28 protein-coding genes and 2 pseudogenes are annotated in these 25,583 nt (G+C 71.4%); 21 read left to right on the forward strand and 9 right to left on the reverse strand.

Features of this window, described 5'->3' with window-relative positions; genetic code table 11:
* Window positions 1-11 precede the first annotated feature (11 nt).
* The 4 genes from ACIO6U_RS08980 to ACIO6U_RS08995 form a co-directional block, all read right to left on the reverse strand.
* Entirely contained in the window at window positions 12-323 is a 312-nt protein-coding gene (locus ACIO6U_RS08980) for a hypothetical protein (protein ID WP_355336251.1), read from the reverse strand.
* A 231-nt stretch (window positions 324-554) separates the two neighbouring features.
* The gene (locus ACIO6U_RS08985) at window positions 555-959 is read right to left on the reverse strand and encodes a nitroreductase/quinone reductase family protein (RefSeq protein ID WP_401716855.1); all 405 of its coding nucleotides are present in this window, start codon (window positions 957-959) and stop codon (window positions 555-557) included.
* 113 nt (window positions 960-1,072) lie between these two features.
* Entirely contained in the window at window positions 1,073-1,273 is a 201-nt protein-coding gene (locus ACIO6U_RS08990) for a hypothetical protein (protein WP_355336247.1), read from the reverse strand.
* Window positions 1,274-1,314: 41 nt separating this feature from the next.
* Complete coding sequence (locus tag ACIO6U_RS08995) at window positions 1,315-2,118, reverse strand: hypothetical protein (RefSeq protein ID WP_401716858.1); 804 nt, start codon at window positions 2,116-2,118, stop codon at window positions 1,315-1,317.
* A 354-nt stretch (window positions 2,119-2,472) separates the two neighbouring features.
* On the opposite strand from ACIO6U_RS08995, the gene ACIO6U_RS09000 reads away from it, so the two are divergent.
* The 11 genes from ACIO6U_RS09000 to ACIO6U_RS09050 all read left to right on the forward strand — a co-directional run bounded on the left by ACIO6U_RS09000 (window position 2,473) and on the right by ACIO6U_RS09050 (window position 15,148).
* Window positions 2,473-2,607, forward strand: a complete 135-nt coding sequence (locus tag ACIO6U_RS09000; protein WP_355336243.1) for a hypothetical protein — start codon at window positions 2,473-2,475, stop codon at window positions 2,605-2,607.
* The gene (kdpF, locus tag ACIO6U_RS09005) at window positions 2,604-2,693 is read left to right on the forward strand and encodes a K(+)-transporting ATPase subunit F (protein WP_188283652.1); all 90 of its coding nucleotides are present in this window, start codon (window positions 2,604-2,606) and stop codon (window positions 2,691-2,693) included. The genes ACIO6U_RS09000 and kdpF overlap by 4 nt, the downstream gene beginning before the upstream one ends.
* Window positions 2,693-4,357, forward strand: a complete 1,665-nt coding sequence (kdpA, locus tag ACIO6U_RS09010; protein ID WP_401716862.1) for a potassium-transporting ATPase subunit KdpA — start codon at window positions 2,693-2,695, stop codon at window positions 4,355-4,357. Before kdpF ends, kdpA begins: the two co-directional genes overlap by 1 nt.
* Window positions 4,357-6,525 (forward strand): potassium-transporting ATPase subunit KdpB, encoded by a 2,169-nt coding sequence (kdpB, locus tag ACIO6U_RS09015; RefSeq protein WP_355336239.1) that lies wholly within the window; start codon window positions 4,357-4,359, stop codon window positions 6,523-6,525. Before kdpA ends, kdpB begins: the two co-directional genes overlap by 1 nt.
* 51 nt (window positions 6,526-6,576) lie before the next feature.
* Complete coding sequence (kdpC, locus tag ACIO6U_RS09020; protein ID WP_355336237.1) at window positions 6,577-7,206, forward strand: potassium-transporting ATPase subunit KdpC; 630 nt, start codon at window positions 6,577-6,579, stop codon at window positions 7,204-7,206.
* Window positions 7,207-7,376: 170 nt separating this feature from the next.
* Window positions 7,377-7,733 carry a CATRA system-associated protein gene (locus ACIO6U_RS09025; RefSeq protein WP_401716865.1) on the forward strand — a complete coding sequence of 119 codons (357 nt, stop codon included), beginning with the start codon at window positions 7,377-7,379 and terminating at the stop codon, window positions 7,731-7,733.
* Entirely contained in the window at window positions 7,733-9,367 is a 1,635-nt protein-coding gene (locus ACIO6U_RS09030; protein WP_401716867.1) for a CATRA conflict system CASPASE/TPR repeat-associated protein, read from the forward strand. The genes ACIO6U_RS09025 and ACIO6U_RS09030 overlap by 1 nt, the downstream gene beginning before the upstream one ends.
* Window positions 9,364-12,087 (forward strand): CHAT domain-containing protein, encoded by a 2,724-nt coding sequence (locus ACIO6U_RS09035; RefSeq protein ID WP_401716870.1) that lies wholly within the window; start codon window positions 9,364-9,366, stop codon window positions 12,085-12,087. The genes ACIO6U_RS09030 and ACIO6U_RS09035 overlap by 4 nt, the downstream gene beginning before the upstream one ends.
* Before the next feature lie 66 nt (window positions 12,088-12,153).
* Complete coding sequence (locus ACIO6U_RS09040; protein WP_401716873.1) at window positions 12,154-12,990, forward strand: NUDIX hydrolase; 837 nt, start codon at window positions 12,154-12,156, stop codon at window positions 12,988-12,990.
* A 208-nt stretch (window positions 12,991-13,198) separates the two neighbouring features.
* A complete protein-coding gene (locus tag ACIO6U_RS09045; RefSeq protein ID WP_401716876.1) occupies window positions 13,199-14,101 on the forward strand; it encodes a glycoside hydrolase family 25 protein in 903 nt (300 codons plus the stop codon).
* 144 nt (window positions 14,102-14,245) lie between these two features.
* Window positions 14,246-15,148, forward strand: a complete 903-nt coding sequence (locus tag ACIO6U_RS09050; RefSeq protein ID WP_355336225.1) for a YhjD/YihY/BrkB family envelope integrity protein — start codon at window positions 14,246-14,248, stop codon at window positions 15,146-15,148.
* Window positions 15,149-15,214: 66 nt separating this feature from the next.
* Here ACIO6U_RS09050 and ACIO6U_RS09055 read toward each other — a convergent pair whose 3' ends face one another.
* Entirely contained in the window at window positions 15,215-16,435 is a 1,221-nt protein-coding gene (locus ACIO6U_RS09055; RefSeq protein ID WP_401716881.1) for an ATP-grasp domain-containing protein, read from the reverse strand.
* Window positions 16,436-16,676: 241 nt separating this feature from the next.
* Window positions 16,677-17,039, reverse strand: coding sequence for a DoxX family protein (locus ACIO6U_RS09060; protein ID WP_391159589.1), 363 nt, complete (start codon window positions 17,037-17,039; stop codon window positions 16,677-16,679).
* Between the two features lie 207 nt (window positions 17,040-17,246).
* Here ACIO6U_RS09060 and ACIO6U_RS09065 point away from each other — a divergent pair, with 207 nt between their 5' ends.
* The 5 genes from ACIO6U_RS09065 to ACIO6U_RS09085 all read left to right on the forward strand — a co-directional run bounded on the left by ACIO6U_RS09065 (window position 17,247) and on the right by ACIO6U_RS09085 (window position 20,170).
* Window positions 17,247-17,630, forward strand: a complete 384-nt coding sequence (locus tag ACIO6U_RS09065; RefSeq protein WP_355336221.1) for a helix-turn-helix domain-containing protein — start codon at window positions 17,247-17,249, stop codon at window positions 17,628-17,630.
* A gap of 12 nt (window positions 17,631-17,642) precedes the next feature.
* The gene (locus ACIO6U_RS09070; RefSeq protein ID WP_401716884.1) at window positions 17,643-18,407 is read left to right on the forward strand and encodes a class I SAM-dependent methyltransferase; all 765 of its coding nucleotides are present in this window, start codon (window positions 17,643-17,645) and stop codon (window positions 18,405-18,407) included.
* A gap of 53 nt (window positions 18,408-18,460) precedes the next feature.
* Complete coding sequence (locus tag ACIO6U_RS09075) at window positions 18,461-18,967, forward strand: NUDIX hydrolase (protein WP_401716887.1); 507 nt, start codon at window positions 18,461-18,463, stop codon at window positions 18,965-18,967.
* Window positions 18,968-19,183: 216 nt separating this feature from the next.
* Complete coding sequence (locus tag ACIO6U_RS09080; RefSeq protein WP_401309566.1) at window positions 19,184-19,459, forward strand: hypothetical protein; 276 nt, start codon at window positions 19,184-19,186, stop codon at window positions 19,457-19,459.
* A gap of 177 nt (window positions 19,460-19,636) precedes the next feature.
* Window positions 19,637-20,170 carry an NUDIX hydrolase gene (locus ACIO6U_RS09085; RefSeq protein ID WP_401716890.1) on the forward strand — a complete coding sequence of 178 codons (534 nt, stop codon included), beginning with the start codon at window positions 19,637-19,639 and terminating at the stop codon, window positions 20,168-20,170.
* Here the strand turns inward: ACIO6U_RS09085 and ACIO6U_RS09090 are convergent, their stop codons facing one another.
* From ACIO6U_RS09090 to ACIO6U_RS09100, 3 genes and pseudogenes are all read right to left on the reverse strand, one after another.
* Complete coding sequence (locus tag ACIO6U_RS09090; RefSeq protein ID WP_401716893.1) at window positions 20,171-20,521, reverse strand: hypothetical protein; 351 nt, start codon at window positions 20,519-20,521, stop codon at window positions 20,171-20,173.
* Window positions 20,522-20,616: 95 nt separating this feature from the next.
* Window positions 20,617-20,817, reverse strand: a pseudogene (locus ACIO6U_RS09095) (NUDIX domain-containing protein); the annotation flags it as partial.
* 48 nt (window positions 20,818-20,865) lie between these two features.
* Window positions 20,866-21,960 carry a DUF1152 domain-containing protein gene (locus ACIO6U_RS09100; RefSeq protein WP_401716896.1) on the reverse strand — a complete coding sequence of 365 codons (1,095 nt, stop codon included), beginning with the start codon at window positions 21,958-21,960 and terminating at the stop codon, window positions 20,866-20,868.
* An 84-nt stretch (window positions 21,961-22,044) separates the two neighbouring features.
* On the opposite strand from ACIO6U_RS09100, the gene ACIO6U_RS09105 reads away from it, so the two are divergent.
* The 5 genes and pseudogenes from ACIO6U_RS09105 (at window position 22,045) to ACIO6U_RS09125 (ending at window position 25,578) form a co-directional block, all read left to right on the forward strand.
* The gene (locus ACIO6U_RS09105; protein WP_401309558.1) at window positions 22,045-22,785 is read left to right on the forward strand and encodes a GntR family transcriptional regulator; all 741 of its coding nucleotides are present in this window, start codon (window positions 22,045-22,047) and stop codon (window positions 22,783-22,785) included.
* 201 nt (window positions 22,786-22,986) lie between these two features.
* The gene (locus tag ACIO6U_RS09110) at window positions 22,987-23,910 is read left to right on the forward strand and encodes an ATP-binding protein (RefSeq protein ID WP_401716899.1); all 924 of its coding nucleotides are present in this window, start codon (window positions 22,987-22,989) and stop codon (window positions 23,908-23,910) included.
* Window positions 23,911-24,085: 175 nt separating this feature from the next.
* Window positions 24,086-24,442, forward strand: a pseudogene (locus tag ACIO6U_RS09115) (radical SAM protein); the annotation flags it as partial.
* Window positions 24,439-24,651 (forward strand): hypothetical protein, encoded by a 213-nt coding sequence (locus ACIO6U_RS09120; protein ID WP_401716901.1) that lies wholly within the window; start codon window positions 24,439-24,441, stop codon window positions 24,649-24,651. The pseudogene ACIO6U_RS09115 and the gene ACIO6U_RS09120, both read left to right, overlap by 4 nt.
* 60 nt (window positions 24,652-24,711) lie before the next feature.
* Window positions 24,712-25,578 carry an aminoglycoside phosphotransferase gene (locus ACIO6U_RS09125; RefSeq protein WP_401717182.1) on the forward strand — a complete coding sequence of 289 codons (867 nt, stop codon included), beginning with the start codon at window positions 24,712-24,714 and terminating at the stop codon, window positions 25,576-25,578.
* The last annotated feature ends 5 nt before the right edge of the window (window positions 25,579-25,583 follow it).

Below are 25,583 nucleotides of genomic sequence, written 5' to 3' on the forward strand. Positions count from 1 at the left end.
TCCCGCCCGGGTCAGACGGACGACATGAAGACGGCGGTGCAGACGATCCCGCTGCCGCCGCAGTGGTTGCGCGGCAGGCTGAGCGGCAGACCGGTCTGGTTGCCGCCGCCCACCCCGCTGCCCGCGACCGTCGCGCCCGCCGACCGCACGCCGTGGTCCTGGTTGACGCAGGCGTTGCCGAACACCGCGTCGCCCACCCCGAGGACGCTCGCGTGCGCGACACCGGCCGGAAGCAGCGCCGCTCCCGCGACCGCGCCCAGCACGGCGGCCCGCGCGCCCAGTTTGCCCACGCCGCCGACCATGTCCCGCACCTCTGCGCCCATCACGCACCTCCTTGGTCCGGGACCGAGTCCCGCCGCTGACACCGACCATGCCCGCCGCATATTCGCGGGGCCACGCCCTGGTCAACGAGCCACCGCCGGAACTGACACGTAGCGGCGGCGATCACGGAACACCCCGAAGGACGCACGTCGGGCCTCGGCGGCGCGGGCCCGAAATCCAGCGGGCCAACGGCTCAGCGGCTCAGCGGCTCAGCGCCCTAGCGACTCAGCGGCTCAGCGGCTCAACGTGATGACCGGAATCGTGCGCCCCGCACGCTGCTGGAAGTCCGCGAAGAACGGCGCCGCGCGCAACTGCTGCGCCCAGAGCCGGTCGCGCTCCGCGCCCTCGGTGATGGTGGCGGTGACGTCGAAGGACTCGGTGCCGACCTCGACGTGGGCGGCGGGGTAGGCGCGGAGGTTGTAGAACCAGTTGGGATGAGTGGGACGGCCCCCGTTGGCGGCGAAGACGACGAGGTCCGGGCCGTCCGTGGCGTAGGCCATCGGGGAGGTGAGGCGGCGGCCGGTACGGGCGCCGGTGGTGGTGAGGAGCAGCAGAGGGAGACCTCCGCCGCCCAACTGGCCTCCGTTGGCGCGGAATTGGTCAATGATTAACTGATTGCGCTCGACTCGCTCTGACACCGGCCCGGTCCTCCAGGATGTCGCCGACGCCCCCGTTGGGCGTTACGCCGGGTCCGAACCTACCCGCACCGACACGTGCGCCGTGGGCCGTACGGCCGACGGCCTCGTATCGGCTACGACCAGGTGTCCGCGTCGCCGCCGACCCACTGGATCAGGTCGGTCTCCTCGACCTCTATGTCGTCCAGACCGGCGCGGCGGAGGAATTCGACGAGGTCGGCTATGCGGTGGGCGCGGCCCACGTCGGTGCCGCGGATGGTGACCCGCCGCCCGCCGCCGGGGCCCGGCGGGTGCACGGTGATCGGCGGAGTGTCCATGACACCAGCCTGCCCCGCCTGCCCCGGGTCCGCACCCCGGATCAGCCGCGACCCGACCGGCCCGGCCCGCCGCCCGACCCCGGACCCGGCACCCGCCCCGATTCCGCACCCGATTCCAGACCCGATTCCAGACCCGGTTCCGCGCCCGGTTCCGGTCCCGGCTCCCGCCCCGCGCCCCCTGCGGCCTCGGCCGCCAGTCCGTCCAGCACCGGCAGCCCCGCCACCAGCAGCCCCCTGCCGTACGACCGCCGCCCGCCCGCCTCCAGCAGGCGCCACAGGCCGGGGTTGGCCGCGAGCACGCGCGGGTCGAAGGCGGCGCGCCCGCCCTCGGCGTCGATGAGGACGAGCCGGGGGGTGCGGCCGGGGAAGAGGTGGATACGGACCAGGCGGTCGGTACGGACGCGGTGGCCGCGCAGCACGCCCCGCACCCGGAGCCAGCCGTCACCCGCCGTGACCAGGGGCGGACACAGCGCCCCGAAGACGGCGGCGGCCAGCGCGGTCCAGAACGCGGCCCGCACGGGGTCGAGGGTGCCCAGCGCCCAGTCCGCCGCGGTCAGCGCGGCGAGCAGGCCGCCCGCCACCCCGAGGGCGACCCGGAATCCGGCGCGCCATCCGTGGTCGTACGCCGTCGCGGGCCGATGGACGCGCACCTGACCGGGCAGCCGCCCGTACGCGGATACGTGCGCTGATACGTGCGCGGCGCCGCGCGGGCGCGGGCGTCCGTACGCCGAACCGGGCCCGTACCCGGCCGCGGGCCCGTACCCGTGCCCGGCCGCGGGCGCGTGCCCGGCCGACACCGGGGAAGCCCCCGACCGCGCCGTCTCGACCGCCTCGCCGTATCCCATGTCTCCGACGCTACGAGCGTCCGGCGGCCCCGTACCGACCGCTGACGTGGCCCTGACGCGCCCGCCCGCGGTCTTGACGCGACCCTGACGCCGCGCCGCCGCGCCCCCCGCGACCCCGACGCCAGCCCGCCGCGCCCACACGACCGCGACGCCGGGCCCCCGGACACCAGCCCGCCCTCGCTCACCCGGCTGCCGTAATCGTTCGCGCGCCGCCCCGCTGACCTGCGGCGCGGCCGTACACCCCGGCAGAGCCCGGCAGGACACGGCCTGCGCCGTCAAGACGGTGTCAACGTGGCCGTCCGCCGCGCCAGGGAAGCGTTAACAGCGCCGGACGGGCCCCGGTCAGGCCGTCTCATGAGCGATGTCCTTCCGTTCACCTCTCCACACGATCCGGGGTTCTCGCCCATGTCCGATGTTGTCTTCGTCCTCGTGACGGTCGCGGTGTTCGCCGTGCTCGCCCTGGTGGTCAAGGGGGTCGAGAAGCTGTGAGCGCCGAGAACGTCGTCGGCCTCGTCGTGGCTGCCTGCCTGCTCGTCTACCTCGTGCTGGCCCTGATCTTCCCGGAGAAGTTCTAGTGAACGACACTCTCGCGGGCTGGCTCCAGATCACCGTCCTGATCGCGGCACTGGCGCTGTCCTACCGCCCGCTGGGCGACTACATCGCCCGCATCCTCACCACCGCCAAGCACCTGCGCGTCGAGCGCGGCATCTACCGGCTCGGCGGCGTCGACGGCGACGCGGACCAGAAGTGGTCGGCGTATCTGCGGGGCGTGCTGGCGTTCTCCGTGGTGTCCGTGCTCTTCCTCTACGCCTTCCAGCGGCTTCAGAACCACCTGTTGCTGTCGCTGGGCTTCGCGCCGGTCAAGGCCGACCAGGCGTTCAACACGGCCGCCTCGTTCGTGACGAACACCAACTGGCAGTCGTACTCGGGCGAGGTGACGATGGGTCACCTCGTCCAGATGACGGGTCTGGCGGTGCAGAACTTCGTGTCGGCCGCCGTAGGCATCGCCGTGGTCGCCGCCCTCATCCGCGGCTTCACGCGCCGCAGGACGGACCGGGTCGGCAACTTCTGGGTGGACCTGACGCGGATCGTCGTACGGCTGCTGGTGCCGATGGCGTTCGTCTTCGCGATCGTGCTGGTCGCGGCGGGCGCGGTGCAGAATCTGCACGGCGTCCACGAGATCACCACGCTGATCGGCGACAAGCAGTCGATCACCGGCGGTCCCGTGGCCTCGCAGGAGGTCATCAAGGAACTGGGCACCAACGGCGGCGGGTTCTACAACGCCAACTCCGCCCACCCCTTGGAGAACCCCAACGGGATCTCCAACATCCTGGAGATCTACCTGCTGTTGGTGATCTCCTTCTCGCTGCCGCGCACCTTCGGCAAGATGGTCGGCGACCACCGCCAGGGGTACGCGATCCTCGCCGTGATGGGTCTGATCTGGGCCGCGTCGGTGGCGCTCATTACCGTCAACGAGCTGCACAGTGTGAGCAGTTCGGCCGGTCACGCGGCGGGCGGGATGATGGAGGGCAAGGAACAGCGGTTCGGGATCTGGGCGTCGACGCTCTTCGCGGCCTCGACCACGCTGACCTCGACCGGCGCCGTCAACTCCTTCCACGACTCGTTCTCGCCGGGCGGCGGCGGCATGACGATCTTCAACATGATGCTCGGCGAGATCGCGCCCGGCGGTACCGGCTCCGGTCTCTACGGCATCCTGATCCTCGCGGTCATCGCGGTGTTCGTGGCCGGGCTGATGGTCGGCCGCACGCCGGAGTACCTGGGCAAGAAGCTCGGCGCGCGCGAGATGAAATTCGCGTCGCTGTACATCCTGGCCACGCCCGCGGTCGTCCTGATCGGCACCGGTACGGCGATGGCGCTGCCCGGCGAGCGCGCCGCGATGCTCAACTCCGGTCCGCACGGCTTCTCCGAGGTGCTGTACGCCTTCACCTCGGCCGCCAACAACAACGGCTCGGCGTTCGCGGGCCTCAGCGTCAACACCGAGTGGTACAACACCGCGCTCGGTCTGGCGATGCTCTTCGGCCGCTTCCTGCCGATGATCTTCGTGCTGGCGCTGGCCGGTTCGCTCGCCGGACAGCAGCCGGTGCCCGTCACCGCGGGCACGCTGCCCACCCATCGGCCGCAGTTCGTCGGCCTGCTCACGGCCGTGATCATCGTGGTCGTCGGCCTCACCTACTTCCCCGCACTCTCGCTGGGCCCGCTCGCGGAAGGTCTGCACTGATGTCCGTCACCACTGACAGGCCGCCGTCCCCCTCGGGGGGCCACGGCGCCGCGGCGGCGCAGCCGTCGCACCGGATCTCCGGCGGGCTGCTCGATCCCAAGCAGTTGCTGATCTCGCTGCCCGACGCGTGCCGCAAGCTCGACCCGCGTGTCATGGCCAGGAACCCGGTCATGTTCGTGGTCGAGGCGGGCGCGGTGCTGACCACGCTCTCCGCGATCAAGGACCCGAGCATCTTCGCCTGGGTGATCACCGCGTGGCTCTGGCTGACCGCCGTCTTCGCCAATCTGGCGGAGGCCGTCGCCGAGGGCCGCGGCAAGGCGCAGGCGGAGACGCTGCGGCGTACGAAGACCGAGACGGTGGCGCGTCGGCTGGCCAACTGGAGTCACGGGCAGGGCACTTCCGCCGCGGGGTCCGCGGGGGCGGTCGCCGAGGAGCCCGTGCCCGCCGCCGAACTCCGGCTCGGCGACCACGTGGTGGTCGAGGCCGGGCAGATCATCCCCGGCGACGGTGACGTCGTCGAGGGCATCGCGTCGGTGGACGAGTCCGCGATCACCGGTGAATCGGCTCCCGTCATCCGGGAGTCGGGCGGTGACCGGTCGGCGGTGACGGGCGGCACCCGCGTGCTGTCCGACCGTATCGTCGTCAAGATCACCTCCAAGCCGGGCGAGACGTTCATCGACCGGATGATCGCCCTGGTCGAGGGCGCGTCACGGCAGAAGACGCCGAACGAGATCGCGCTGAACATCCTGCTGGCCTCGCTGACCGTCGTGTTCCTGCTGGCCGTCGTCACGCTCCAGCCGATGGCGATCTACGCGGGCGCCGAGCAGTCCATCGTGATCCTCGTCGCGCTGGTCGTGGCGCTCATCCCGACCACGATCGGGGCGCTGCTGTCCGCGATCGGCATCGCGGGCATGGACCGGCTGGTGCAGCGCAATGTGCTGGCCATGTCGGGCAGGGCCGTCGAGGCGGCGGGCGACGTCAACACCCTGCTGCTCGACAAGACCGGCACCATCACCCTCGGCAACCGGCAGGCCGCCGAGTTCCTGCCGCTGGGCGGCGCCGACATCGGCCGGCTGGCCGACGCGGCGCAGCTCTCGTCGCTGTCGGACGAGACGCCCGAGGGACGGTCCGTCGTGGTGCTCGCCAAGGAGCGGTACGCGCTGCGCGCGCGGGCCGAAGGGGAGCTGCCGCACGCGGAGTTCGTGCCGTTCACGGCGCAGACCCGGATGAGCGGCGTCGACCTCGTCGAGGACGGCGGCCAGCGGTCGCTGCGCAAGGGCGCGGCCTCCGCCGTCATCCGGTGGATCCGCGACGCGGGCGGACAGCCGAGCCCCGAGGTCGGCGAGATCGTGGACGGCATCTCGGCGAGCGGCGGCACACCGCTGGTCGTCGGCGAGATCGTGCGCCGCGACGGCGGGACGACCGCGACCGTGCTCGGCGTGATCCACCTCAAGGACGTCGTCAAGGCCGGGATGCGCGAACGCTTCGCGGAGCTGCGGACGATGGGCATCCGCACGGTGATGATCACCGGCGACAACCCGATGACGGCCAAGGCCATCGCGGAGGAGGCGGGCGTGGACGACTTCCTCGCCGAGGCCACCCCCGAGGACAAGATGGCGCTCATCAAGCGGGAGCAGGCGGGCGGCAAGCTCGTCGCGATGACCGGCGACGGTACGAACGACGCGCCCGCGCTCGCGCAGGCAGACGTCGGCGTGGCCATGAACACCGGCACCTCGGCCGCCAAGGAGGCCGGGAACATGGTGGACCTGGACTCCAACCCGACCAAGCTGATCGAGATCGTCGAGATCGGCAAGCAACTGCTCATCACCCGTGGCGCGTTGACGACCTTCTCGATCGCCAACGACGTGGCGAAGTACTTCGCGATCATCCCCGCGATGTTCACCGTCGCCTATCCGGGCCTGGACAAGCTCAACGTCATGGGCCTGCACAGCCCGCAGTCGGCCATCGCCTCCGCGATCATCTTCAACGCGCTGATCATCGTCGCGCTGATCCCGCTCGCGCTGCGCGGTGTCCGCTACCGGCCGTCGTCCGCCGCCGCCCTGCTCAACCGCAACATCTGGGTCTACGGACTCGGCGGCCTCGCCCTGCCGTTCATCGGCATCAAACTCATCGACCTGATCATCCAGTTCATCCCCGGACTGCGCTGACCGCCGCCTCCGGGCGAGCGACACCTCTTCACGAAAGGAAGGTGCGACACGATGTTCACGTTCCACTCCAGCGCGGTCCGCAGGCACCTCTCGGCGCTCCGCGTCCTGCTGCTGATGACCGTGATCGCGGGGATCGTCTACCCGCTGGCCGTCACGGGCGTCGCCCAAGTCGCCTTCAGCGACCGGGCGAACGGCTCCGAGGTCACGCAGAACGGCCAGGTCGTCGGGTCCCGGCAGATCGGGCAGAGCTTCGACCTGCCGAAGAAGAACCCCGACGACGCCGACGAGGCGGCCCGTCCGGACCCCAAGTGGTTCCAGCCGCGCCCGTCGGCCGGCGGCTACGACCCGCTGGCCTCGGGCGCGTCCAACCTCGGCCCCAACGACCCGGGCCTGGTCAAGACGATCGAGCAGCGCCGCAAGGACGTCGCCGCCTTCGACGGTGTCGACCCGGCCTCGGTCCCGGTCGACGCGGTGACCGCCTCCGGCTCCGGCCTGGACCCGGACATCTCGCCCGCGTACGCGTACGAGCAGGTGAACCGGGTCGCCAAGGCCCGCGGGCTCTCCGCGGACGCGGTACGCGAACTGGTGGCCGACCATGTGTCGGGGCGCGAGCTGGGCTTTCTCGGCCAGAAGCACGTCAATGTCCTCGACCTCAATCGCGCGTTGGCGTCGCGGCACTGAACCCGTGGCGATCGGCGTACAGAGATCCGTACCGAGATCCGTACCGAGATCCGCGGAGAGATCCTTCCGGGTATTTCCCGGGTGCGCCGTCAGCCCTCCGGTATACGCTTCCGCCGAAACGGATGCGCGTGCCGGGGGGCTTTCGCATTCTCGGGGCAGGGGGGAGGGCCATGACGGACCGGCTCAGTGTGCGGAGCGTTCTCGGGCGGGTCGAGGCCATTGAGGACTGGCTGCTGACCTCGGAGGAATGGGGTGCGGTGGGGGCCGCGCTGGACGCGTTGAGTACGGCGCTGGCGGACGGGAGCGAGGAGGGCGTGCGCGACGCGCTCGGCGCGCTCCAGAGGCTGGAGGAGTCGCGGCGCGCGCTGGCGCGTCCCGGCCCGGTGAAGTCCTTCATCCCGCAGCGGCAGCGCGAGCAGCGCAACATCCTCGTGCGGCGGCTCACGTTGGACCTGAGCAGCGAGGACCGGGGCCCGGCGGCCGGGCCTTCGACGGGCGGTCCCTCGTCGACCGGCCCCGCCGCCTGATGCGCGGCATCGTCAAACCGGCCCTGCTCATCGCCTGCTTCGCCCCGACCGCCTCCGCCGACGACGAATCCGCACATGCCTATCTCAACGATCTCTGGCAGGCGTGCCGGGCGCTCGGCATGACATCGCCGATTACCGGACTTCCGTTTCACGCGGCCCGCTTACCGGCCATTCCCGGCCATACGAAGGACCTGGAAATCCTCGCGGCGGCCGAACGCGGCGGCGCGACCTCCGTTCACTCCGCCTTCGTCTTCGCGGAACACGACACCGTTGGCCTGATCGCGCTGCTCGCCCCGAATGACACCCATTCCGGCCTCGAACAGTGGAATGACCTGCTGACCGAATGGAACACGGCGGTCGCGAGCACCGGACGGCCGGGCGCCGGGCCCCCGCCGGACGGAATCCTCGGCGAATTCCGCGTCTTCGAGGCATTGCGCCGGCGCACTGTCGGCGTGAACGACCACACGGTGTGCGAGGAGATACGCCGGTACGGCCCGCCGGTGCCGGGACCGGGTTCCGTCAGCGGTACGGGGTCGGTCAGCGGTACGGGCTCCGGCGCTACGGGTTTCGGCGCTACGGCCTCGGGCTCGGGCCGCGACGGCGCCTGGTGGCGCGGCTTCGACCGTACCGACCACGGCTTCGACGTGTGGCGGCCCGAGGAGGACCCGGCGCACGACGCCGTCTCCCACCTCTACGTGCTCGCCCCGGCCGCGCTGGAGGCCGAGTTGGACGCCTGGGCGTGGGCCGTGGACGGCGAGAGCGGACTGCGGCCGCTGACCCGCTATCTGCTGCACACCTCGAAACTGCGGTACGAGGCACGGCAGTACGCGGCCGACGAGCCGGTGCACGTACGGGTGGAAGTGAGTGAGCGTCATACGCGCGAGCTGTTGCGGGAGTTGGAGCCCGCGGCTTCCGGGCAGCCGATCGCGCTCGGCCGGGTGCTGCGCGCGGCGGCGCTGCTGGACGGGACGCAGCTCGGCGCGCAGGGCATGACGTGGACGATCACCGGGCTGCGGCAGTTGAGCCGTACGGTCGCCATCGCCGCCGCCAACATGCGCATCCACGCGCCCGTCGTCCACCGCCGGGGCCCGGGCGCGTCCTGGCCCGAGGCCGACCTCGCGGCGGCCGAGGCGCTGATCGCGCAGGCCGAGAGCGACCAGGTGTATCTGGAGACGACGCGCGAACGCGCCGAGGCGGCACGGGCGTTGGCGACCACCATCGTGGACCGCGCCTTCGACGACCGGCGCGGGAAGCTGACGCTCATCCAGGGCTCGGTGCTGGGCGCGGCGGCCACCGCGCTCGCCGCCGTCCAGTCGTTCTCGTACCACGTACCGCTCTCCCGCTTCCTCCAGTCCCCCACCATCGCCGTGCTCACCGCGCTCGCCCTGGCGCTGCCGCTGACCGTGCTGCGCTGGGCGGGGGTCAGGGCGACCACCTCGTACGCGTGGCTGGTCAGTTGGGCGGCCGGGCTGGTCGGCGCGTCCCTGTGCTGGCTGGTGACCGTCCTGGTCCGCCGCCACCTCGATCTCGGACCGCTCCCCGTCGCCGTGACACTGCCCTGCGCCGTGGTGTCGGGGCTGATCGCGTACGGCGCATCCCGCTGGCTCACCCGACGGCACCGAGGTTTCCCATGACATCCGCGTCACCCTCCCCAGAAGGCGCCTTAGGCCAGGCGTCCCGCCCCGCCCCCGGCGGCCGATCCGCCTCCTCCGCCATCCGCGCCTTCGTCGAGACGCTGGACGTCGAGGACCTGATCACCCGCTTCGACGTCGACTTCGACATCCCCATGCGCCAGTCCGACGCCGTCGGCATGCTGCGGCTCGCGGACGCGCACAGCCCGGCCCCCGGCGGCGGCACGCGGACGACCGCGCGGCGCGTCGGCGCGTACTGGTGCGAGATCGTCCGGGCGGACATGGCGTACGAGCCGCTGACCGGCCTCCAGCTCATCGACGCGTCCAGGGCCGACGCCGAGGGGCTCCTGGCGCGCCTGGCGCAGGCGCCCGACGAGTTCGCCTCCTACGCGGTGGCCCGCTGGTACGACGGCGTCGGCCGTATCCGGTACCGGCTGGGCGACTTCACCCCGGCCAGGATCGCCTTCGGCACGGCCGTGCGCACGGCCGTGACGGCCGGGCTGTGGTGGGTGCTGCCCGACCTGCGGAGCAATCAGGCGCGCGCCGCCTTCGAGGAGCGCAGCCAGACCGCGCGCGACCGCCCGGGAGGCACCGACGCGCACGGTCTCGTACCGGAGCTGGAGGCGCTGTGCGCCGATGTCCGCGCCGGTCTGGCGGAGTTCGGGATCGCGCTGCCCACCTCGCCCGACGCGCCGCCCCGGCACCGGGAGTTCCTGCGCGGCTACGCGAACGCCCTGCACAATCTGGCGACGGCGGTACGGCAGGACGGCGACGCGGGCCGGGCGCTGGAGGTCATCGGCGAGTCGCTGGTCGTCAGTCGGGCCCTCGGCGACTCCTACCGGGTCGCCCAGTCGGCGAATCTGAGCGCGCAGTGCGACCCCGCGAACGCCGTCGCGTACTACGAGGACCTGCTCGACCAGCCCTGGGCGCGCGGTGCCCGGATCGCCCGGCAGAATCTCGCGATCAGGAGGGGCGGCCCCGAGGGGCTGGCCGAACTGGCGGCGCTGCTGGACGAGTTGGAGCAGGACGACAGCGGTATCGGCCGGCAGACCGGGATGGACGTCGACTTCTACGCGTACACGGTGCGCGGCTACGCGCGGGTGGCGGGGCAGCTCCCCGAGGACAGCCGTCCCGCCGACGTCCTGGACCGCCGTCTGACGATGGCCAGGACCGTACGCGGCGCGGTCGCGCTGCCGGTCTACAAGCGGGCCTACGCGCGGCACATGCGGCCCGCGTACCTCCAGGCCATCGCGGCGCGGGTCGAGACGGGCGACGGGTCGCGGGAGAATCTGGAGCAGATCCTGTCGCTGGTCGAGGAGTCCTCGGGGCGTGAACTGCTCGACCTGCTCGGCTCCTCACGGCCGCCGCTGCTCGCGCCGCCGACGGCCCGTCAGGCGGGCGCCGAGGTAGCCGAGTCCGGGGCGGAGCCGTCGCCTGGCACGGGGCGGCGCGCCGCTCCCGGCACCCTGGCGGACGAGGAGGCGGAGCGGCTGCGGACGCTGATCGTGCGGCGCGAGCAGGAGTACGAGGAGTGGTTCCTCCAGCACCCGCTCACCTCGGTCACGCACGACGAGGACATCGCCCACCAGCTCGTGCAGTACACCCTCAACCACCAAGGGTCCTGTGTGGTGCGGTACTTCAGCTACGTGGCGCCGGACGGGGTGCGCCGCGACGGCGGCGCGGGTGCCGCCGTCGCGGACCGGCTCGGGGTCATGGTGTGCCGCGACGGCCTGCTGACGCTGCTGCCCGCCGTCCCGTACGACGACGTGACCGCGCTGGCGCGGGAGGTGACCGCCGACCTGGAGGCGGGCGCGCCCGGCGCCGAGACCTGCCACCGGATCTGGGACCTGCTGATCGCGCCGGTCTGGGAACACGCCACGCGCGGCGGCCCGTTGACGCATCTCACGATCGTCCCGACCGACGACCTCTTCGCGATGCCGCTGCATGTCGCGACCGAGCGCGGCGACGCCCGGCCGCTGGCGGCGCGCGTACCGCTGTCGCACTCGGTGAGCGTCGCGGCCTTCGTGACCCGTGGACGGCACCTGCTCAAGCGGCAGTTGGCGGAGCGGGACGACGACTTGGCGGCGCTGCTGGTGACGGACGCGCACGCGACGGGCCGCGAGGTCGTCGGCACCGGCTGGCCGCCGGACCACATCGTGCTGGCCGGTGACGTCTTCGGCGGCTTCCCCGACCCCACGACGGCCCCCGGCGCCGCGCAGCGGCACCCGGCCGACTGGTCGGGGGTGGCGGCGCTCGTGGAGTGCAAGCCCGAGTTCTTCGTCTACGCCGGGCACGGCACGTACGTGGACACCGCCGAGGGCGCGGGGCCGCTGCTCAACCTCGGCCAGGAGGACGTCCTCACGCAGTTCGACCTCGCCCTGCACCTGAGCCTGCCGCGCAACAAGCTGACCGTGCTCGGCGCGTGCCTCGCGGGCCAGGGCATGCGCTCGGACGGCGGTGACGTCCTGGGCTTCATGCGGTCGCTGATGGTCAGCGGCGCGGGCGCGATCGGCGTCCCGCTGTGGAAGGTCCTCGACACCACGATGGTGGCCACCGTGCGCGCCCTGCTGCGCGAGAGCCGCCGCGTGCTGGGCCCCGGTCCGGCCGGCACCGGCGTCTTCGACGTGGTCGAGGCCCTGCACCGGCACTACCGGCAGGACATCGAGACGTACGACGGGCTCGCCGCGCGCGTCGAACGCCTGCCGCTGGCGCTGTACTTGTGAATCTATGATCGGGCCAGGCGACGGCCGGGAGGCCGCCGATCACCGACGACGGGGCAGGAGACGGGGATGGGCATCGCCGAGGACGAGACGTCGGACAGCGGTTCCAGCGGCGCGGAGGGGTCCGCCTCCGCCGCCGACAGGGCCGACGCCGCCCGTGAGGCCGACCGGGTCCGGGAGCGGCGCCGCGCCCGGCTGGCGGCGTACGACGAACTGCGTTCCCTGCGGCCCGAGTTGTTCGAGAATCCGCCCGGTGCGGCCGTCGAGATCCTGCTCGACAGCGCGGACCAGGACGAAGTGATGCGGCAGACGGCCGAGTCGGCGGTCGCCTGCGGCCTGTCGGAGGACGTCGGGGACATCGGCGTGGTCTACCGGGACCCGTATCTGCGGCTGGTGCGCGACGCGGTCCGGTTCAGGAGCGGGCGGCTCGGTACGTACATCCGCGCGGTGGGCGACACCGCGATCGGCGGGGCCGCCGCGCTGCCGGTGCTCAGCGACGGGCGGATCGTCCTGCTCCACCACTTCCGGCACGCCACCCGCGCCTGGCACTGGGAGATCCCGCGCGGCTTCGGGGACGCGGGCGAGGGCGGCGAGGCGACCGCGCGGCGCGAGGCCCGCGAGGAGCTGGGCTGCGAGGTCCGCGAGGTCGTGCACCTCGGCGCCTTCGTCTCCGACTCCGGACTCAGCTCGATCGCCGACCAGTTGTACCTCGCGCGCGTCGACGCGGACGACTTCAGCGAGGAGCCGGACGAGGGCGCGCTGGAGGAGGGCATCGCCCGGAGGCTGGCGCTGACCCCCGAGGCGTTCCACACCATGCTGGTGGACGGCGCGATCTCGGACGGTTACACGCTGTCGGCGTACGGACTCGCCACGGCGCGCGGGCTGTTGGAGCGGCCGGGCGGCTGACGCGTACGTACCCGTGACGCATGAGGCAGGGCGTGACCTGAGGCATCCGGTGTGACAGGCGGTGAGCGATGTCACCGGCGGAGTGCGCCCGGCGCGAGCCCTTGCGCGTACGCCCTCTGGTGGAGCGGCATTTCCCGTTCCGCTTGCGCGGACACCGCGAGTGACGGTGGACTGTACGCCTGCCCCGCCACGACCACCCGGAGGGCTCATGCCGACGTCTCGCGGTCTCGACGTCTCGTCGTACCAGGGCAATCAGGACTGGAAGGCCCTGGCCCGGAGCGGCATCACCTTCGCCTTCGCCAAAGCGAGCGAGGGCGAGCACACCAAGGACAGCGCTTTCGCCACGCACATCGCGGGCATCATCGGCGCCGGACTCGTGCCGGGCGCCTACCACTTCGGCTGGCCGAACCAGAACGCGGCCACGGAGGCCGCCAATTACGTCGCCGCCGTGAAGTCCCATGCCAGAAAAGGCTTCCTGCACGTCCTGGACCTGGAGCGCCGTTCGGACGGCGCCAACTACTCGGGCCGTACCGCCGCCCAGATCCGCGCCTACGCGCAGACCTGGATCACCGCCGTACAGAAGGCGTTCCCCGGACAGCGCGTCGGCGTCTACACCTCCGCCGACGACATCGCGGCCAAGCACCTGCCCGCCAATTCGGCCTTCCTCTGGTACCCGGCGTATCCGGCGGGCGCCATGTCGTACGCCGACGCGGAGAAGCGCGCCCAGCCGTCGCCGTCCGGACTGCGCCCGCTGTTCTGGCAGTTCACCAGCACTCCCACCGACCGCAATCTCGCCTATCTCTCCCCCGCCGCCCTGCGCGCGTGGGCGAGCGGCACCCCGGAGGACGACATGCCCGATCCCAAGGACCTGTGGGCCTACAAGGGCCAGATCAACGGCAAGGCCGACCCGCACGACGCGTACAGCTATCTGCGCGGCACCAACGCCGACGTGAAGACGCTGATCACGCGCCTGACCGCGCTCACCGCCACCGTCAACACCCTCGCGCAGGCGCTGGCCACCGCGAATCCGGCGCTGGACACGGACACCCTGGTGTCGAAGGTGCACCAGGCCATCGACGACGCGGTGGCGGCGGACGCGGCCCCGGAGTAGCCCCCGGCGGCCCCGCCCCTCGGCCCGCCCCTGCCACTTGTCCCGATTCGGTGTCCCGTAACGGCGCTTTGTGGGGCCCGAGTTGCGCGCGGGGTCCTCCGCCAGGTATCCACAAGCGGTGATGCTGCGGGGGAAGGTGACACCATGGCCATGGCTGGACTGACGGCTGCCTGGAAGCGGTCCGCGCCGGGACGGCTGTGGAAGCAGGCCACCCACATAGAGTTGATGCACCGTTCGATGGGCTTCGCCGCGCTCGGCTTCGTCACGCTGATGCCGCTGCTGGTCGTGGTCGCCGCCGCGACGCCGTGGGAGAACCGGCCCGGCTTCGCGCAGTGGGTCGTCGACGGCATGGGCCTGAACGCGGACGGTTCGCACAGCGTCCGCAGCCTGTTCGCGGCGCCGCGCAACATCCTGAGCGCCACCAGCGCGTGGAGCCTGGCCTCGCTCGCCTACTTCGGCCTCACCTTCGTGGCGAGCGTCGAGACCGGCTACCGCAAGATCTGGGACCTGCCGTCCGGGCCGTGGCACCGCGACGTGCGGCGCGCGGTGTGGCTCGCGGTGCTCACCGCCTATCTGTTCTGCGAGTCGCAGAGCGCCGCGCTCATGGGCAGCGGGCTGCTGCGCGGCGGCGTACGCATCGTCCTCACCTTCGTCCTCGGCGTCGTCTTCTTCGCCTGGGGCCAGCGCTTCCTGCTCGGCGGCGGCGTGGACGTCCGCACCGCCCTGCCCGGCGCCGTGTTCACCATGCTCGGCCTCGCAGGCCTCCGGCTCTTCTCGCACCTCTTCTTCGCCCCGATGATCGTCTCCAACGCCGTCACGTACGGCCCCGTCGGGACCGTGCTCACCGTCGTCACCTGGCTGGTCGGCGTCGGCTTCGTCGTCTTCGGCGGCGCGCTGCTCGGACGGCATGTGCGGGACGGGCGGATGCTGCGGCAGGGCGGCGAGATTCCCCGGCCGCAGCGGCCGGAAGGGTGGTACGAGGAGCCGAAGGAGACGGCGCCCGGTGTGCTGTGGCGGTCGGACGGGTCGGGCGGGACGATCGACTGAGGCGGGGTCGGGGGGCCTTGGGCGGGGCCTTTTGCGCGGGGCCTCGCGCCGGCCCCTGGAGGGGGCTCAGCTCGCCGCTGTGGCCGTCTCTCCGAGGAGCGGTGCCGGCGGGACGGCGTCCCGTGCGGCGGTGCGCAGGGCGGCGCTGCGGGCGCCGTCGATGCCGGTGAGGACGCGTACGGGCTCGGGGAGCGGCGCCGCCGGTTCCAAAAGCGCCGCCGGTTCCAGAAGCGCCGCGGGCTCCAGAAGCGGTGCGGGCTCCAGAGGCGGTGCAGGCTCTGGGAGTTGGATGGCCGCCGCCATCTCCGTCGCGCTCTCCGTGATCGCGATCCGCCCGCCGAGCCGTGGCGCCGGAAGCGCGCCCGCGTCACCGCGCAGCAGCAGCCGTACCGCCGACCACGGCAGGTTCACCCCGGTGAAGGCGGTCTGGAAAATGCCCGCGGAGGCACGGGGGTTGGCCTCGAGGAGCACCGGTCGCCCCATGCGGTAACGGAGTTGGACGTTGGACAGATACGCGAGCCGGAAGTGCCCGACCAGCCGCCGCGCGATGGCGACCAGCGCGGGATCGTCCAGCAGCAGCCGGTAACGCCCCTGCTTGGAGCGGGCGATGCCGGTGAGCATGGCGCCGCCCGGAGCCGACAGGCAGTCCACGCTGACCTCGGGCCCGTCCAGATACGGCATCACCAGGAATTCCGGTACGGCCTCGCCCTCGTCCGCCGCCCGCTTCAGCGCGCCCGCCACCGAGGCCACCGAGGCCAGCGGTACGGGCGCGGCCAGCAGATCCTTGAGCCGCAGCGGCCGGTCCTCCAGGATGCGGAAGCCGAACGCCGAGAACTCACCGGCGGGTTTGACGCAAATCCGTTCCCCGGTCTCCCCCAACTCCCCGACCGCCGCCCGGAACCCCTCGGCGTCCGACACCACGCGCCACGGCGGCACCGGCACCCCGGCCGCCCGCGCGGCCTCGTACGTACGGCCCTTGCTCGTCAGCACCTCGACCGCCTCGGGCGGTGAACACATCAGGCGCGTGCCGACCGCCGCGAATTCCTCCGCCCGCCCGGCGAGCGCCGCAAGCCGTCTGGGCGGGATGAGCACGTCGATCGCGTGCCGCCGGCAGAATTCGACCGCGAAGGCGGCGTATTCGTCGTCGCCGACGTACCGCGGCTCCGACTCCCCCACATCGCACGCCGCGAGCGCCGGCGCGTCCCGCAGCACATTGGTCCCGTAGATCCGTACGTCCACCGCGTCCGGGTTGTCGCGCAGCATCCCCATCACCTGGGTCGTGGCCACCCCCGCGCTGCTGAGCCATATCCGAAGTGCTATCGCGATACTCCTTCGCCCTCCGTGCGAACCCCCCAGAGCCCGCCGTCCGACCATGCGGGCGCGAGCCGCCGACGGCCCTGGAACCCCGAGGCCGCGCGCCTTTCCCCGATCATGTGTGAGCGCACCTTAACCCCGGACTGTGACGCCCACATTTCCCACCCGCTTCAACTCGCCAACATCACTGGCCGGGACGGCGGCGCGCCGTCGCTCACCAGGCCGTGGCGAGCCAGGCGGTGACGGCCGCGAGGGCGATGAGGGCGATGTTGAGGCCGGTGACCCTGGCCTCGCCGCGGGAGAGGTGGAGGGCGGTGGCCAGCACCTGGAGGACGAGGAAGCCGAGCGCGGCGACCAGCGCGAGGACGGGGGCGACGCCGGTGAGCGGCGGGAGCAGCAGCCCTGCGGCGCCCAGGATCTCGACGGCGCCGACGGCGCGGACCGCGGGCATCGGGACGGTGTCGACCCAGCCCATCATGGGCGCGAGCCGCTCCTTGCTCTGCGCGGTCTTCTTGCCGCCCGCGTAGAGGTAGAAGACCGCGAGCAGCCCGGCCAGGATCCAGTAGGCGGTCTCCATGGGTGCGTCCTCCGTCATGGTTACGACTTGTAAGTAAGCACATGATCGGTGACTATGGAGGCGCTTACAAAAGGCACATGGGTGTGCCTTACGCACACGGACCGGCCGCGGTGCCGGCTGTTGTACGACGGTCTGTGTGCTCCGGGCTTGTGCTGTGGGCTTGTGCTGTGGGCTTGTGCTGTGTGACCACGCGACGGGGGGGCGCCGATGTCGAAGTACCGCCACTCCTGCCTCATCCGCGGCGACGGCGGCCGTGCGATCCGGGGCATCCTCGACCGTGTCGGCGACAAGTGGACGCTGCTGGTCGTCGCCACCCTCGACGGCGAGCGCCTGCGTTTCACCGAGCTCCAGCAGCGCGTCCCCGGCATCTCCCAGCGCATGCTCACCCGCACCCTGCGCCACCTCGAACGCGACGGGCTGGTCTCCCGCACCGTCTACGCCGAGGTCCCGCCCCGCGTCGAGTACGAGTTGACCCCGCGGGGCCGCACGCTCATCGCCCCCGCAGTGGCCCTGGCCGAGTGGGCGGTCGACAACAATCCGGCGATCGAACAGAGCCAGGCCACGTACGACGCCGCTGCCCGCCAACCCTGAGGACGGTTCCGCATGAAGCGTGCTTACGACGACGAACGGCTCGCCCGCTCCTACGAGTCGGGCAACGAGATGCCCGATGACGCCCTGCGCGCGTGGGTCGGCCTGATCGGCTCCTACGTCGACCGCCCGGCGCCCGACGTGCTCGAAGTCGGTTCGGGGACCGGGATGTTCGCGGCGGCGATGGCCCGGTGGATCGACGGCGCGAGCGTCCTGGGCGTGGACGCCTCCGAGGCCATGCTGTCCGAGGCCCGGCGGCACCACCCGCACCCGTCGGTGCGGTACGCGCACGGCACCGCCGAAGCGCTGCCCGCCGCCGACGACGCCTTCGACCTCGCCCTGCTCTCCCGGGTGATCCACCACTTCCCCGACCGCACCGCCGCCGCCCGCGAACTCGCCCGCGTCCTGCGCCCCGGCGGCTCGGTCGTCGTCCGCACCACGTTCAAGGAGCGCCTGGACGCCGTCGTCTACGACTACTGGCCGCCCCTGCGCGCCACCGACGCCCTCCGCTTTCCGGCCGAGGACGACGTCACGGCCGAATTCACCGCCGCCGGCTTCGACTTGCGCGAGATCCGCTCCTTCGTCCAGCCCGTGACCCGCAGCCTGCGCGACTACCACGCCCGTATGACGACCCAACCCCAGTCGAAATTCGCCCACTTGACGCCGATTCAGTTCTCCTCCGGCCTCGACCGGCTCGCAGCGGCGGCGGACCGCGAGCCGTACGACGCGCCGGCCCCGGTCGACGAGCGCTACGACGTGGCCGTCTTCACGCTCCGGTGAGCGCGGGCCGGGTGGGGGACGACGCATGCGTGACCGCGTAGGCGTGACGTCGCATGAGTGAACTGGTCGACCGGGTCGACGAGCAGGACCGCGTCCTGGCGGTCGTCGACCGGGCGGAGGCGATCCGTGAGGGCTGGCTGCACCGCGTCGCCACCATCGTGTGCCGCGACCCGGCCGGGCGCTTCCTCGTGCACCGCCGCCCGCGGGACTCCTCGCGGTTCCCCGGCCAGTACAACTGGCTCCTCGGCGGCGCCGCCGACGTCGGCGAGTCGTACGAACAGGCCGCGGCCCGCGAGCTATCGGAGGAGCTGGGCGTGCGGGCCGCGCCCCGCTTCGTCCTCAAGTTCCGCTGCGCCGGGGCCATCAGCCCCTACTGGCTCGGCCTCCACGAGACCGTCGTCACCACGGCGATCCGGCCCGACCCGTACGAAGTCCCCTGGCACACCTGGCTGACCGCTTCCGAACTCGAATCCCTCGCCCAGGGGCCGGAGTTCGTGCCCGACGGACGCGAGGCGTTCATCCGCTACCGCGCCGTGGGCGGCGGAACGCCTGGCATGTGACACCTCCCGTACGACGACGGTTTCCCCCCAATTCCCGCCAACGCCCCTGCCCCCGCCCCCGTCTTGAAGCGGGCCCGTCCCCGAGCCCGAACCCCGAGCCCCGAGCCCCGAGCGGCAGATTCCACGCCGGCCGCACGGACCGGTGCGACCTGTCGGGCTGGGCTCCACGCTTGTTACTCGGGCGACGCCGTTGATCCCGCGCGCTACGGTGCCCAGGTGGACGAAGAGGTGACCATCAAGCTGTCGCATGACCAGGCGTTCGTGCTGTCCCACTGGCTTTACGAGGTGGAGAGCTCCGGCGCTCTCGACACCATCGTGAACGACCGAGCGGTCTGGTCTCCGCTGCACGCCATCTCGGGCACGCTCGAAAAGGCTCTCGTAGAGCTCTTCATGCCGGACTACAACCTCAGGCTGGACCAAGCCAGACAGCGGCTGGTCGAAGCGATGTACGGCGCCTCGGACGAGGAGCCCGAGACCGACGCCAACGCCTAGCCCTTCCACTCGAAGCCCGTCCGCGAAGTTCCACCGCACCCGCGCGCCACAAAGCCAGCCGCCTTCCCCGGCCGTCGCTTCGCCCGGTACTCGTCAGCATGACGTGAAGTCGCCCTGAACAGCGGCCCAACAGTCCCGGATCTGGGATGCTGAGGGCGATCGAGAGGGGCCGCAGCGATGCAGTGGAAGATCCACGGGGAACGTCCGATCTACGAGAACCCTTGGGTGAACGTGTGGTTGGTCGATGTCGAGCAGCCGGACGGGCGGCGGTGGGAGCACCATGTGCTCAAGCTGCGGCACCTGGCAGTGGCAGCCGTGGTGAACAGCGAGAAGCAGGTGCTGATGATGTGGCGCCACCGCTTCATCACGGACTCCTGGGCCTGGGAACTGCCCATGGGTCTGGTCGAGGCCGACGAGACCCCCGCCGAGGCCGCCGCCCGCGAGGTGATGGAGGAGACGGGTTGGCGCACCGGCGAGATGACGCCCCTGATCTACGCCCAGCCGGCGAACGGGATCACCGACTCGGAGCACTTCGTCTTCCGCGCCGACGCGGTGGAGTACGCCGGTCCGCCGACCGAACTCAACGAGTCCGACCGGCTTGAGTGGGTCCCGTTGTCCACGTTGCGCGGCATGATCGACCGCCGCGAAATCGTCAGCAGCGGGACACTCGTGGGAGTCCTTTACCTGCTGCTGGACGAGGCCGGACTCTAGTCAGCCCGCTGCCCCCGGCAGCCGGGCGTCCAGTTCCGCGACTGGCCGGAACATGCGGAATGGTGTGAGCAGGCGACGGAAGTCCCGCAAATGCGCGGTCACACGGGGCGAGTCGATGGTCGCGGACAGGTTCAGGGCGTCACTGGCCGCTTGGCATGCCTCCTCCACCAGGCCGCGTTGTAACCGGGTCCTCGCCAGCCAGAAGGAATGGAAGGCCCGGCCGCGCAGATTGGTCTCCGGCTCATCGCGCAGCGCCTCCGCGATCAACGGCTCGGCGGCATCCACGTCCCCGAGCTGCCCGAGCGCGATGCCGATGTCCACGGTGAGCTTGGTCCGGTCGAAGTAACTCACCCAAGGCGGGTCGTCGTCCGCGGATCCGACCTGCCCGAACTGCAACTGCGCCTCGGCGATGGCCGCGTGGGTCGCCGGCCGGTCGCGTGCGCTGGTGCGGCTTCGGGCGGGGACACAAACTCGGCCATCCCGCCCGGGAGGTCCCAACCCGGCTTGTAGGTGGGCTTCACGAGCAGGACCCGGCCTGCCTCATCGCGCAGGAGAACGTCGGCGGAGACCCGTTTACGGGCCTGCGTGGCATTGCCCTCGGCGAGATAGGCGTTCCAGGCTTCGGGGTCGGCGGGGCTCGGCTTCATGGGGGCGGTCCCTCCGCAGGGTGCGCGAGTGAGGTCGGCGACTGTTGCTTACTCCTGCCCTCCGAAGTGCCACAGGGGTGGCGTGTAGTTCTCCGGGCGGGTGGAGATCAGGAGCGCGCGCAGGTCACGGCGTTGGGTGCCGGGCAGTCCGAGGGCTTCGGTGAGGCGGCGGAAGGTCGTATGAGTGACGCCCCGGGCCCGGGCCGCTGCCGCGATGTGGGCGACGCGGGCCAGGACGGCGGCATCATCGAACGCCACGGACGTCCGGTCGGAGAGCCGTTGGGCCTTGGCGCGCTCGTAGTCGATCTCCGAGAAGCCGCAGACCTCGCGGCTGTGCCGCTCGGCTTCAGCCAGGCTCGTCGTGGTGCGGACCGCGCGAGCCAGTGCGTTGCGCTCGGCCGCCTCCCCCAAGTCGGCCTCGTAGACGGCCGGTCCCTCGTCGGTGAGCGGGACGGGGAGTCCGGAGTCCCGGATTTCGCAGAGGCCGCGAATGCCTCGGGCTGTGGCGGCCAGCATCGCGGTGGCCTCGGAGGGATGCCACTCCAGGACGGCGCTGACGGGCTCGACCTGCTCGGCCGTAAGCGTATGAACGCGAGAGCCCAGGCGATCGCGCAGGACATCGGCCGGGATCTCGCCGTCGAGACCGGGTCCGGCCACCAACAGGCGGATCGGCACGTCGGCCCGAGCGCAGGCTGCGAGAGAGAGCGCGTCCCCGAGCGGACTCTTCAACCCGGTCTCGTCACCGCGCGCGAGGATGTCGCCCCCGACGTCCAGGAGATCGACGGTCGACGGTGAGAACTCCGCGATCAGCTCGTCCAGTTGACGTGTCATGCCCTCGACGCCGTGATGCGGGTCCAAAAGAGCGAACGTGTAGGTCAGCTCCGCCGCGAGCCGCGGCAGCGTGGAACCGGCGGGCGCGACGGGCCTGGCGTCGGCGGGAACCGCCCGGACGCTGTGCGTAAGCCGCCGAAGGCCCCTGAAATCCGCCGCCCCGCGGGGCCCCGGCACGGGATCGACGATCAGACGGTCCCACGCGTACGTGAGGATCACGGCAGGCTCGTCACCTCCATAGAGGGCGGCGTCCACCACCGCGGCGGCGACCGCGTCGCCCCCGCCGCCGGCTGCCACGATCAAGCGCGTCATGCGGCCAGCGTACGAGCCTCGGAGGTTGGCCACTCACCTATAGTGGCCAGAGGTAATAGCCACTTGTGGACAAGAGGAGGCGTGATGCCGCAGATCGAGGAGGCTCAGCCGAAGTACCTCCAGATCGCGCACCACATCCGCGACCAGATCTTGCGCGGCGACTTGCGGCCCGGAGACGAGGTTCCCTCGGAACGGCAGCTCGCGGCCTCGTGGAACGTGTCCCGCCCAACAGCCGCCCGCTCGCTGGAAGCGTTGAGCAGTCAGGGCCTGGTCGAGAAGCGGCAGGGTTCGGGCACCTACGTACGGGGTCTCGAAGTCAACCGGCGGGCAAGGGAGTTGTACGGACGGGCGCGTCAGACCGGGCACATCTACACACCCGGCGAATACGCCGTGATCACCATGGCCGCGTGGTCGCAGGCCCCGGATCATGTCGCGACGGCGCTGGGGCTGACGAACGACCGCAGAGTCGTCCAGCGTCGGCGCGTGACCAACAACGAGACCGGGCCGATCACGCTGTCCACGTCCTGGTTCGCGGCCGACGTCGGGCAGCAGGCCCCGAAGCTCCTGAATCCGGAACGCATCCGGGAAGGAACGCTCCTGTACGTCGAGCGCGCTACGGGTCGGCGGGGAAGCTACGCGGAGGACCGGATGTGCGCCCGCGCGGCGACGGACGAGGAGGCCGCGGACCTGGGACTGGAGGCGGCGTCGGCGGTTCTCGTCGTACATCACGTCGTCTATGACGCACAGGACCGGCCCTTGGAGTTCGCCGAGGCCACGTACCCGCCCGACCGGTGGGCGTTCGAGCAGGGCTACGAACTGACCTGACGTACGGCACCGTGTGTGCCGATCCGCTTGCGCACCGCAAGTGGCTAATGCCACTATCCAGTAAGTGGCTAAGGCCACTTGTGCGGAACTCGCGCCGAGCGCCGCCTTGGCCGAATCGGCATGCGTAAAGGAGCACACCCGATGAATGACGTCACAGCTGATCCCCACGGCTCCGACACAAGCCCGGAGCCGAACGGGACGATGACGCTCTATCCCGTCCCGGAGTCCGTGGGTCGGGCGCGTCGTTGGTTCCGGCACTTCGTCGAACCCCACGGACTCGCGTGTTCCGTTGACGACTGCGTTCTGATGATCTCGGAGCTGGTCACCAACGCGGTCCTCTACGGCGAGTCAGAAGACGCATGGCGTGTACGAATCGAGTGGTGGCGCGAGAGGACAGACCTTCGCGTCGAGGTGCACAACCCGGGATCGCCCTTCAAGGTGCAGTTGCTCAAGCGCCCGGCGATTCTGGAGGATTCGGAGCATGGCCGCGGCCTGTGGCTGGTGGACGCCCTGTCGGATTCCTGGCAGGTGAGGCCAAGTCAGTACGGCGGAACAGCCGTTTCGTTCACCATGGCCGACGCCTGGCCGTCCGAGGGCGCGGCCGTGACCGAGCCACGCTCCTCCGCATCACCGGGAGCCGTGGGCGAGTCTGACACCTGTGCCGCGCGTCGGCCCGCACCGTGGACCGCGCCAGGGACGTGGACCATCGCCACCGAGGGTGGCGCCGTGGTGTCCGGGTACCTTCCCGAATGGGCCGAGGACGACCCCACCGAGGTCGGCGTGCCGCCGGATCTGCTCCCGTCGCTGCTGGCGCAGATCAACCACCGGAGCCTCTTCGAAGGCCCCATGCTGCCGCTGGCCGCCCCGGACGTATGGGACGGGGTCGAAGAGGACGCGGTCTTCGAGGGGAGCATCGACTGCGATCCGTACGACGAGGACCCCCGCCTCCGCATGCCGGTGGTCAACCTTCATGTCGCCGTCGGACGTTGGATTCCGGCCCTGGACCCGCAGGGGCTGGCCGAGGTCACCGCGAAGTTACGAGCGCACGCCGACTTCCTCGACACGAAGGTGCGCCCCGCGCTCGTCGCCGCCCGCGAGGACTGGGCCGCCCACCATCCGGATTAACCGCTCGCCTACCCGTGGAGGTCGTCATGACCGGATACCCGCTCGTCAGCCAGACACCGCGCCTCGTCGCCAGTCCGTTCCTCGGCCAGTACCTGCTCGTCCAGCCCGGTCACGCGGCGGGCATACGCATCCCCGAAGTCCGTTACGAGGAGCTGCGGGGCGTCACCGCCAACGGTCGCACACGATCGACGGCGCGGCGAACCCGCTGGCGACCCAGGCGTACGACCACCTGCGGCCCCGGAGCGTCTTCACCGGCTGCAACGCGGGACACACGTTCTTTCACGTCGACCCGCACGGCATCGCGTCGATCTGCAAGGTCGGCCGCGATCCGAGCGTGAACCTCATCGCCGAGGGCGTCGAAGCCCTCCCCCGGCTCGGCGCGATCGCCGAGTCCCTACAGCTCCGCACCGGTGGCTGCTCCGGCTGTACAAAGACCGGCGCGTGCCGTACGTGTCGGCCGCTGGCCAAGCTCTACCAGGAGGCGGGGGACCGCAGAGATCTCTACTGCCAACACGGAGGTTATGGATCATGACACCACCAACCGCAGCACCGGCCCCGCCGCGCGAACCGGTGATGGTCGCCATCGGCCTGCGACCGCCTGCCGAACCGAGGGGCGTCTTGCCGGTACCGCTGACCGTCGCTCCGATCGGCGACGACGAGTTCCAGATCATCGCCGACCTTGACGAAGCGGCCGAAGGAGCAGAGTGCTCGTGCTCGGCAGGCGACGATCAACCGTACTAACCCCAGAGGAGATGCCCACCCCCCATTCCCCCCGCAGCCAAGGAACCGCGCGTCGTGTCCATGTCCCGTATCCCCTTCGAGCAGCTTCCCGCCGACGTCCGCCAGGCTGTCGCCGACAAGACCGGCTTCCTACGCGAGGCGGTGACCGCGCCCGGCGGCATGAACTCCGGCGTCGCCTGCGTGCTCGACACGGACAGCGGCCCCGTCTTCGTGAAGGGCATCCGGGCCGACCATCCCCAGGTCGGTGCGCAGCGCCGTGAGGCGGCGGTGGCCGCGCACCTGCCCGCCTCCTGCCCGCGCCTGTACTGGCACCTGGAACTCGACGGCTGGAGCCTCCTCGGCTACGAGGTCATCGACGGCCGCCACGCCGACTACGCGCCCGGCTCCCCCGACCTGCCCCTCGTGGAAGCGGCACTCTCCGAACTGCAAGGGATCACCGCACCGGCGGACGTCGAGATCAAACAGGCAGTCGACCGGTGGGCGCCGTACGCGCCGCCAGGCACCGTTCAGCACTTCGACGGGGACGCGCTGCTGCACACGGACTTCGCCCCGGACAACGTCCTGATCGCCGGAGAGCGGGCGCGGCTCGTCGACTGGGCGTGGCCGACGCGCGGCGCCGCCTGGATCGACCCGGGCGCCCTGGCCCTGCGTCTCATGGAGGCAGGCCACCCGGCCGAGGCCGCGATCGAATACGCCGCCCGCTTCCCGTCCTGGCGCAGCGCGGCGCCCGAGGCCCTCGCGGCGTTCGGCACGGCGACCGCGACTCTGTGGCGGGAGATCGCCGAGCAGAACGCCAGGCCGTGGAAAAGGGCGATGGCGCAGCACGCGACGACACTGGCAGGCAGGCTCGCACGCGACGGTGCCCCGGCCGCCATCAGGCGACCGGGGCACCATAACCGCAGGTCAGCGCCTCGTCACGAGACCTGACCCCG

It is taken from the genome of Streptomyces sp. NPDC087422 (assembly GCF_044744145.1).
In the GTDB taxonomy this organism is placed as follows: domain Bacteria; phylum Actinomycetota; class Actinomycetes; order Streptomycetales; family Streptomycetaceae; genus Actinacidiphila.

Excerpts from the sequence above, each read along its gene's own strand:
- ACIO6U_RS09035 (WP_401716870.1), top strand. The coding sequence starts at position 9,364 with ATGACATCCGCGTCACCCTCCCCAGAAGGCGCCTTAGGCCAGGCGTCC.
- ACIO6U_RS08980 (WP_355336251.1), bottom strand. The coding sequence starts at position 323 with ATGGGCGCAGAGGTGCGGGACATGGTCGGCGGCGTGGGCAAACTGGGC.
- ACIO6U_RS09110 (WP_401716899.1), top strand. The coding sequence starts at position 22,987 with ATGACGCTCTATCCCGTCCCGGAGTCCGTGGGTCGGGCGCGTCGTTGG.
- ACIO6U_RS09125 (WP_401717182.1), top strand. The coding sequence starts at position 24,712 with ATGTCCCGTATCCCCTTCGAGCAGCTTCCCGCCGACGTCCGCCAGGCT.
- kdpC (WP_355336237.1), top strand. The coding sequence starts at position 6,577 with ATGTTCACGTTCCACTCCAGCGCGGTCCGCAGGCACCTCTCGGCGCTC.
- ACIO6U_RS09070 (WP_401716884.1), top strand. The coding sequence starts at position 17,643 with ATGAAGCGTGCTTACGACGACGAACGGCTCGCCCGCTCCTACGAGTCG.
- ACIO6U_RS09120 (WP_401716901.1), top strand. The coding sequence starts at position 24,439 with ATGACACCACCAACCGCAGCACCGGCCCCGCCGCGCGAACCGGTGATG.
- ACIO6U_RS09085 (WP_401716890.1), top strand. The coding sequence starts at position 19,637 with ATGCAGTGGAAGATCCACGGGGAACGTCCGATCTACGAGAACCCTTGG.
- ACIO6U_RS09075 (WP_401716887.1), top strand. The coding sequence starts at position 18,461 with ATGAGTGAACTGGTCGACCGGGTCGACGAGCAGGACCGCGTCCTGGCG.
- ACIO6U_RS09000 (WP_355336243.1), top strand. The coding sequence starts at position 2,473 with ATGAGCGATGTCCTTCCGTTCACCTCTCCACACGATCCGGGGTTCTCG.
- kdpB (WP_355336239.1), top strand. The coding sequence starts at position 4,357 with ATGTCCGTCACCACTGACAGGCCGCCGTCCCCCTCGGGGGGCCACGGC.
- ACIO6U_RS09040 (WP_401716873.1), top strand. The coding sequence starts at position 12,154 with ATGGGCATCGCCGAGGACGAGACGTCGGACAGCGGTTCCAGCGGCGCG.
- ACIO6U_RS09025 (WP_401716865.1), top strand. The coding sequence starts at position 7,377 with ATGACGGACCGGCTCAGTGTGCGGAGCGTTCTCGGGCGGGTCGAGGCC.
- ACIO6U_RS09065 (WP_355336221.1), top strand. The coding sequence starts at position 17,247 with ATGTCGAAGTACCGCCACTCCTGCCTCATCCGCGGCGACGGCGGCCGT.
- ACIO6U_RS09050 (WP_355336225.1), top strand. The coding sequence starts at position 14,246 with ATGGCCATGGCTGGACTGACGGCTGCCTGGAAGCGGTCCGCGCCGGGA.
- ACIO6U_RS09045 (WP_401716876.1), top strand. The coding sequence starts at position 13,199 with ATGCCGACGTCTCGCGGTCTCGACGTCTCGTCGTACCAGGGCAATCAG.
- ACIO6U_RS09030 (WP_401716867.1), top strand. The coding sequence starts at position 7,733 with ATGCGCGGCATCGTCAAACCGGCCCTGCTCATCGCCTGCTTCGCCCCG.
- ACIO6U_RS09060 (WP_391159589.1), bottom strand. The coding sequence starts at position 17,039 with ATGGAGACCGCCTACTGGATCCTGGCCGGGCTGCTCGCGGTCTTCTAC.
- ACIO6U_RS09100 (WP_401716896.1), bottom strand. The coding sequence starts at position 21,960 with ATGACGCGCTTGATCGTGGCAGCCGGCGGCGGGGGCGACGCGGTCGCC.
- ACIO6U_RS08995 (WP_401716858.1), bottom strand. The coding sequence starts at position 2,118 with ATGGGATACGGCGAGGCGGTCGAGACGGCGCGGTCGGGGGCTTCCCCG.
- ACIO6U_RS09105 (WP_401309558.1), top strand. The coding sequence starts at position 22,045 with ATGCCGCAGATCGAGGAGGCTCAGCCGAAGTACCTCCAGATCGCGCAC.
- ACIO6U_RS08990 (WP_355336247.1), bottom strand. The coding sequence starts at position 1,273 with ATGGACACTCCGCCGATCACCGTGCACCCGCCGGGCCCCGGCGGCGGG.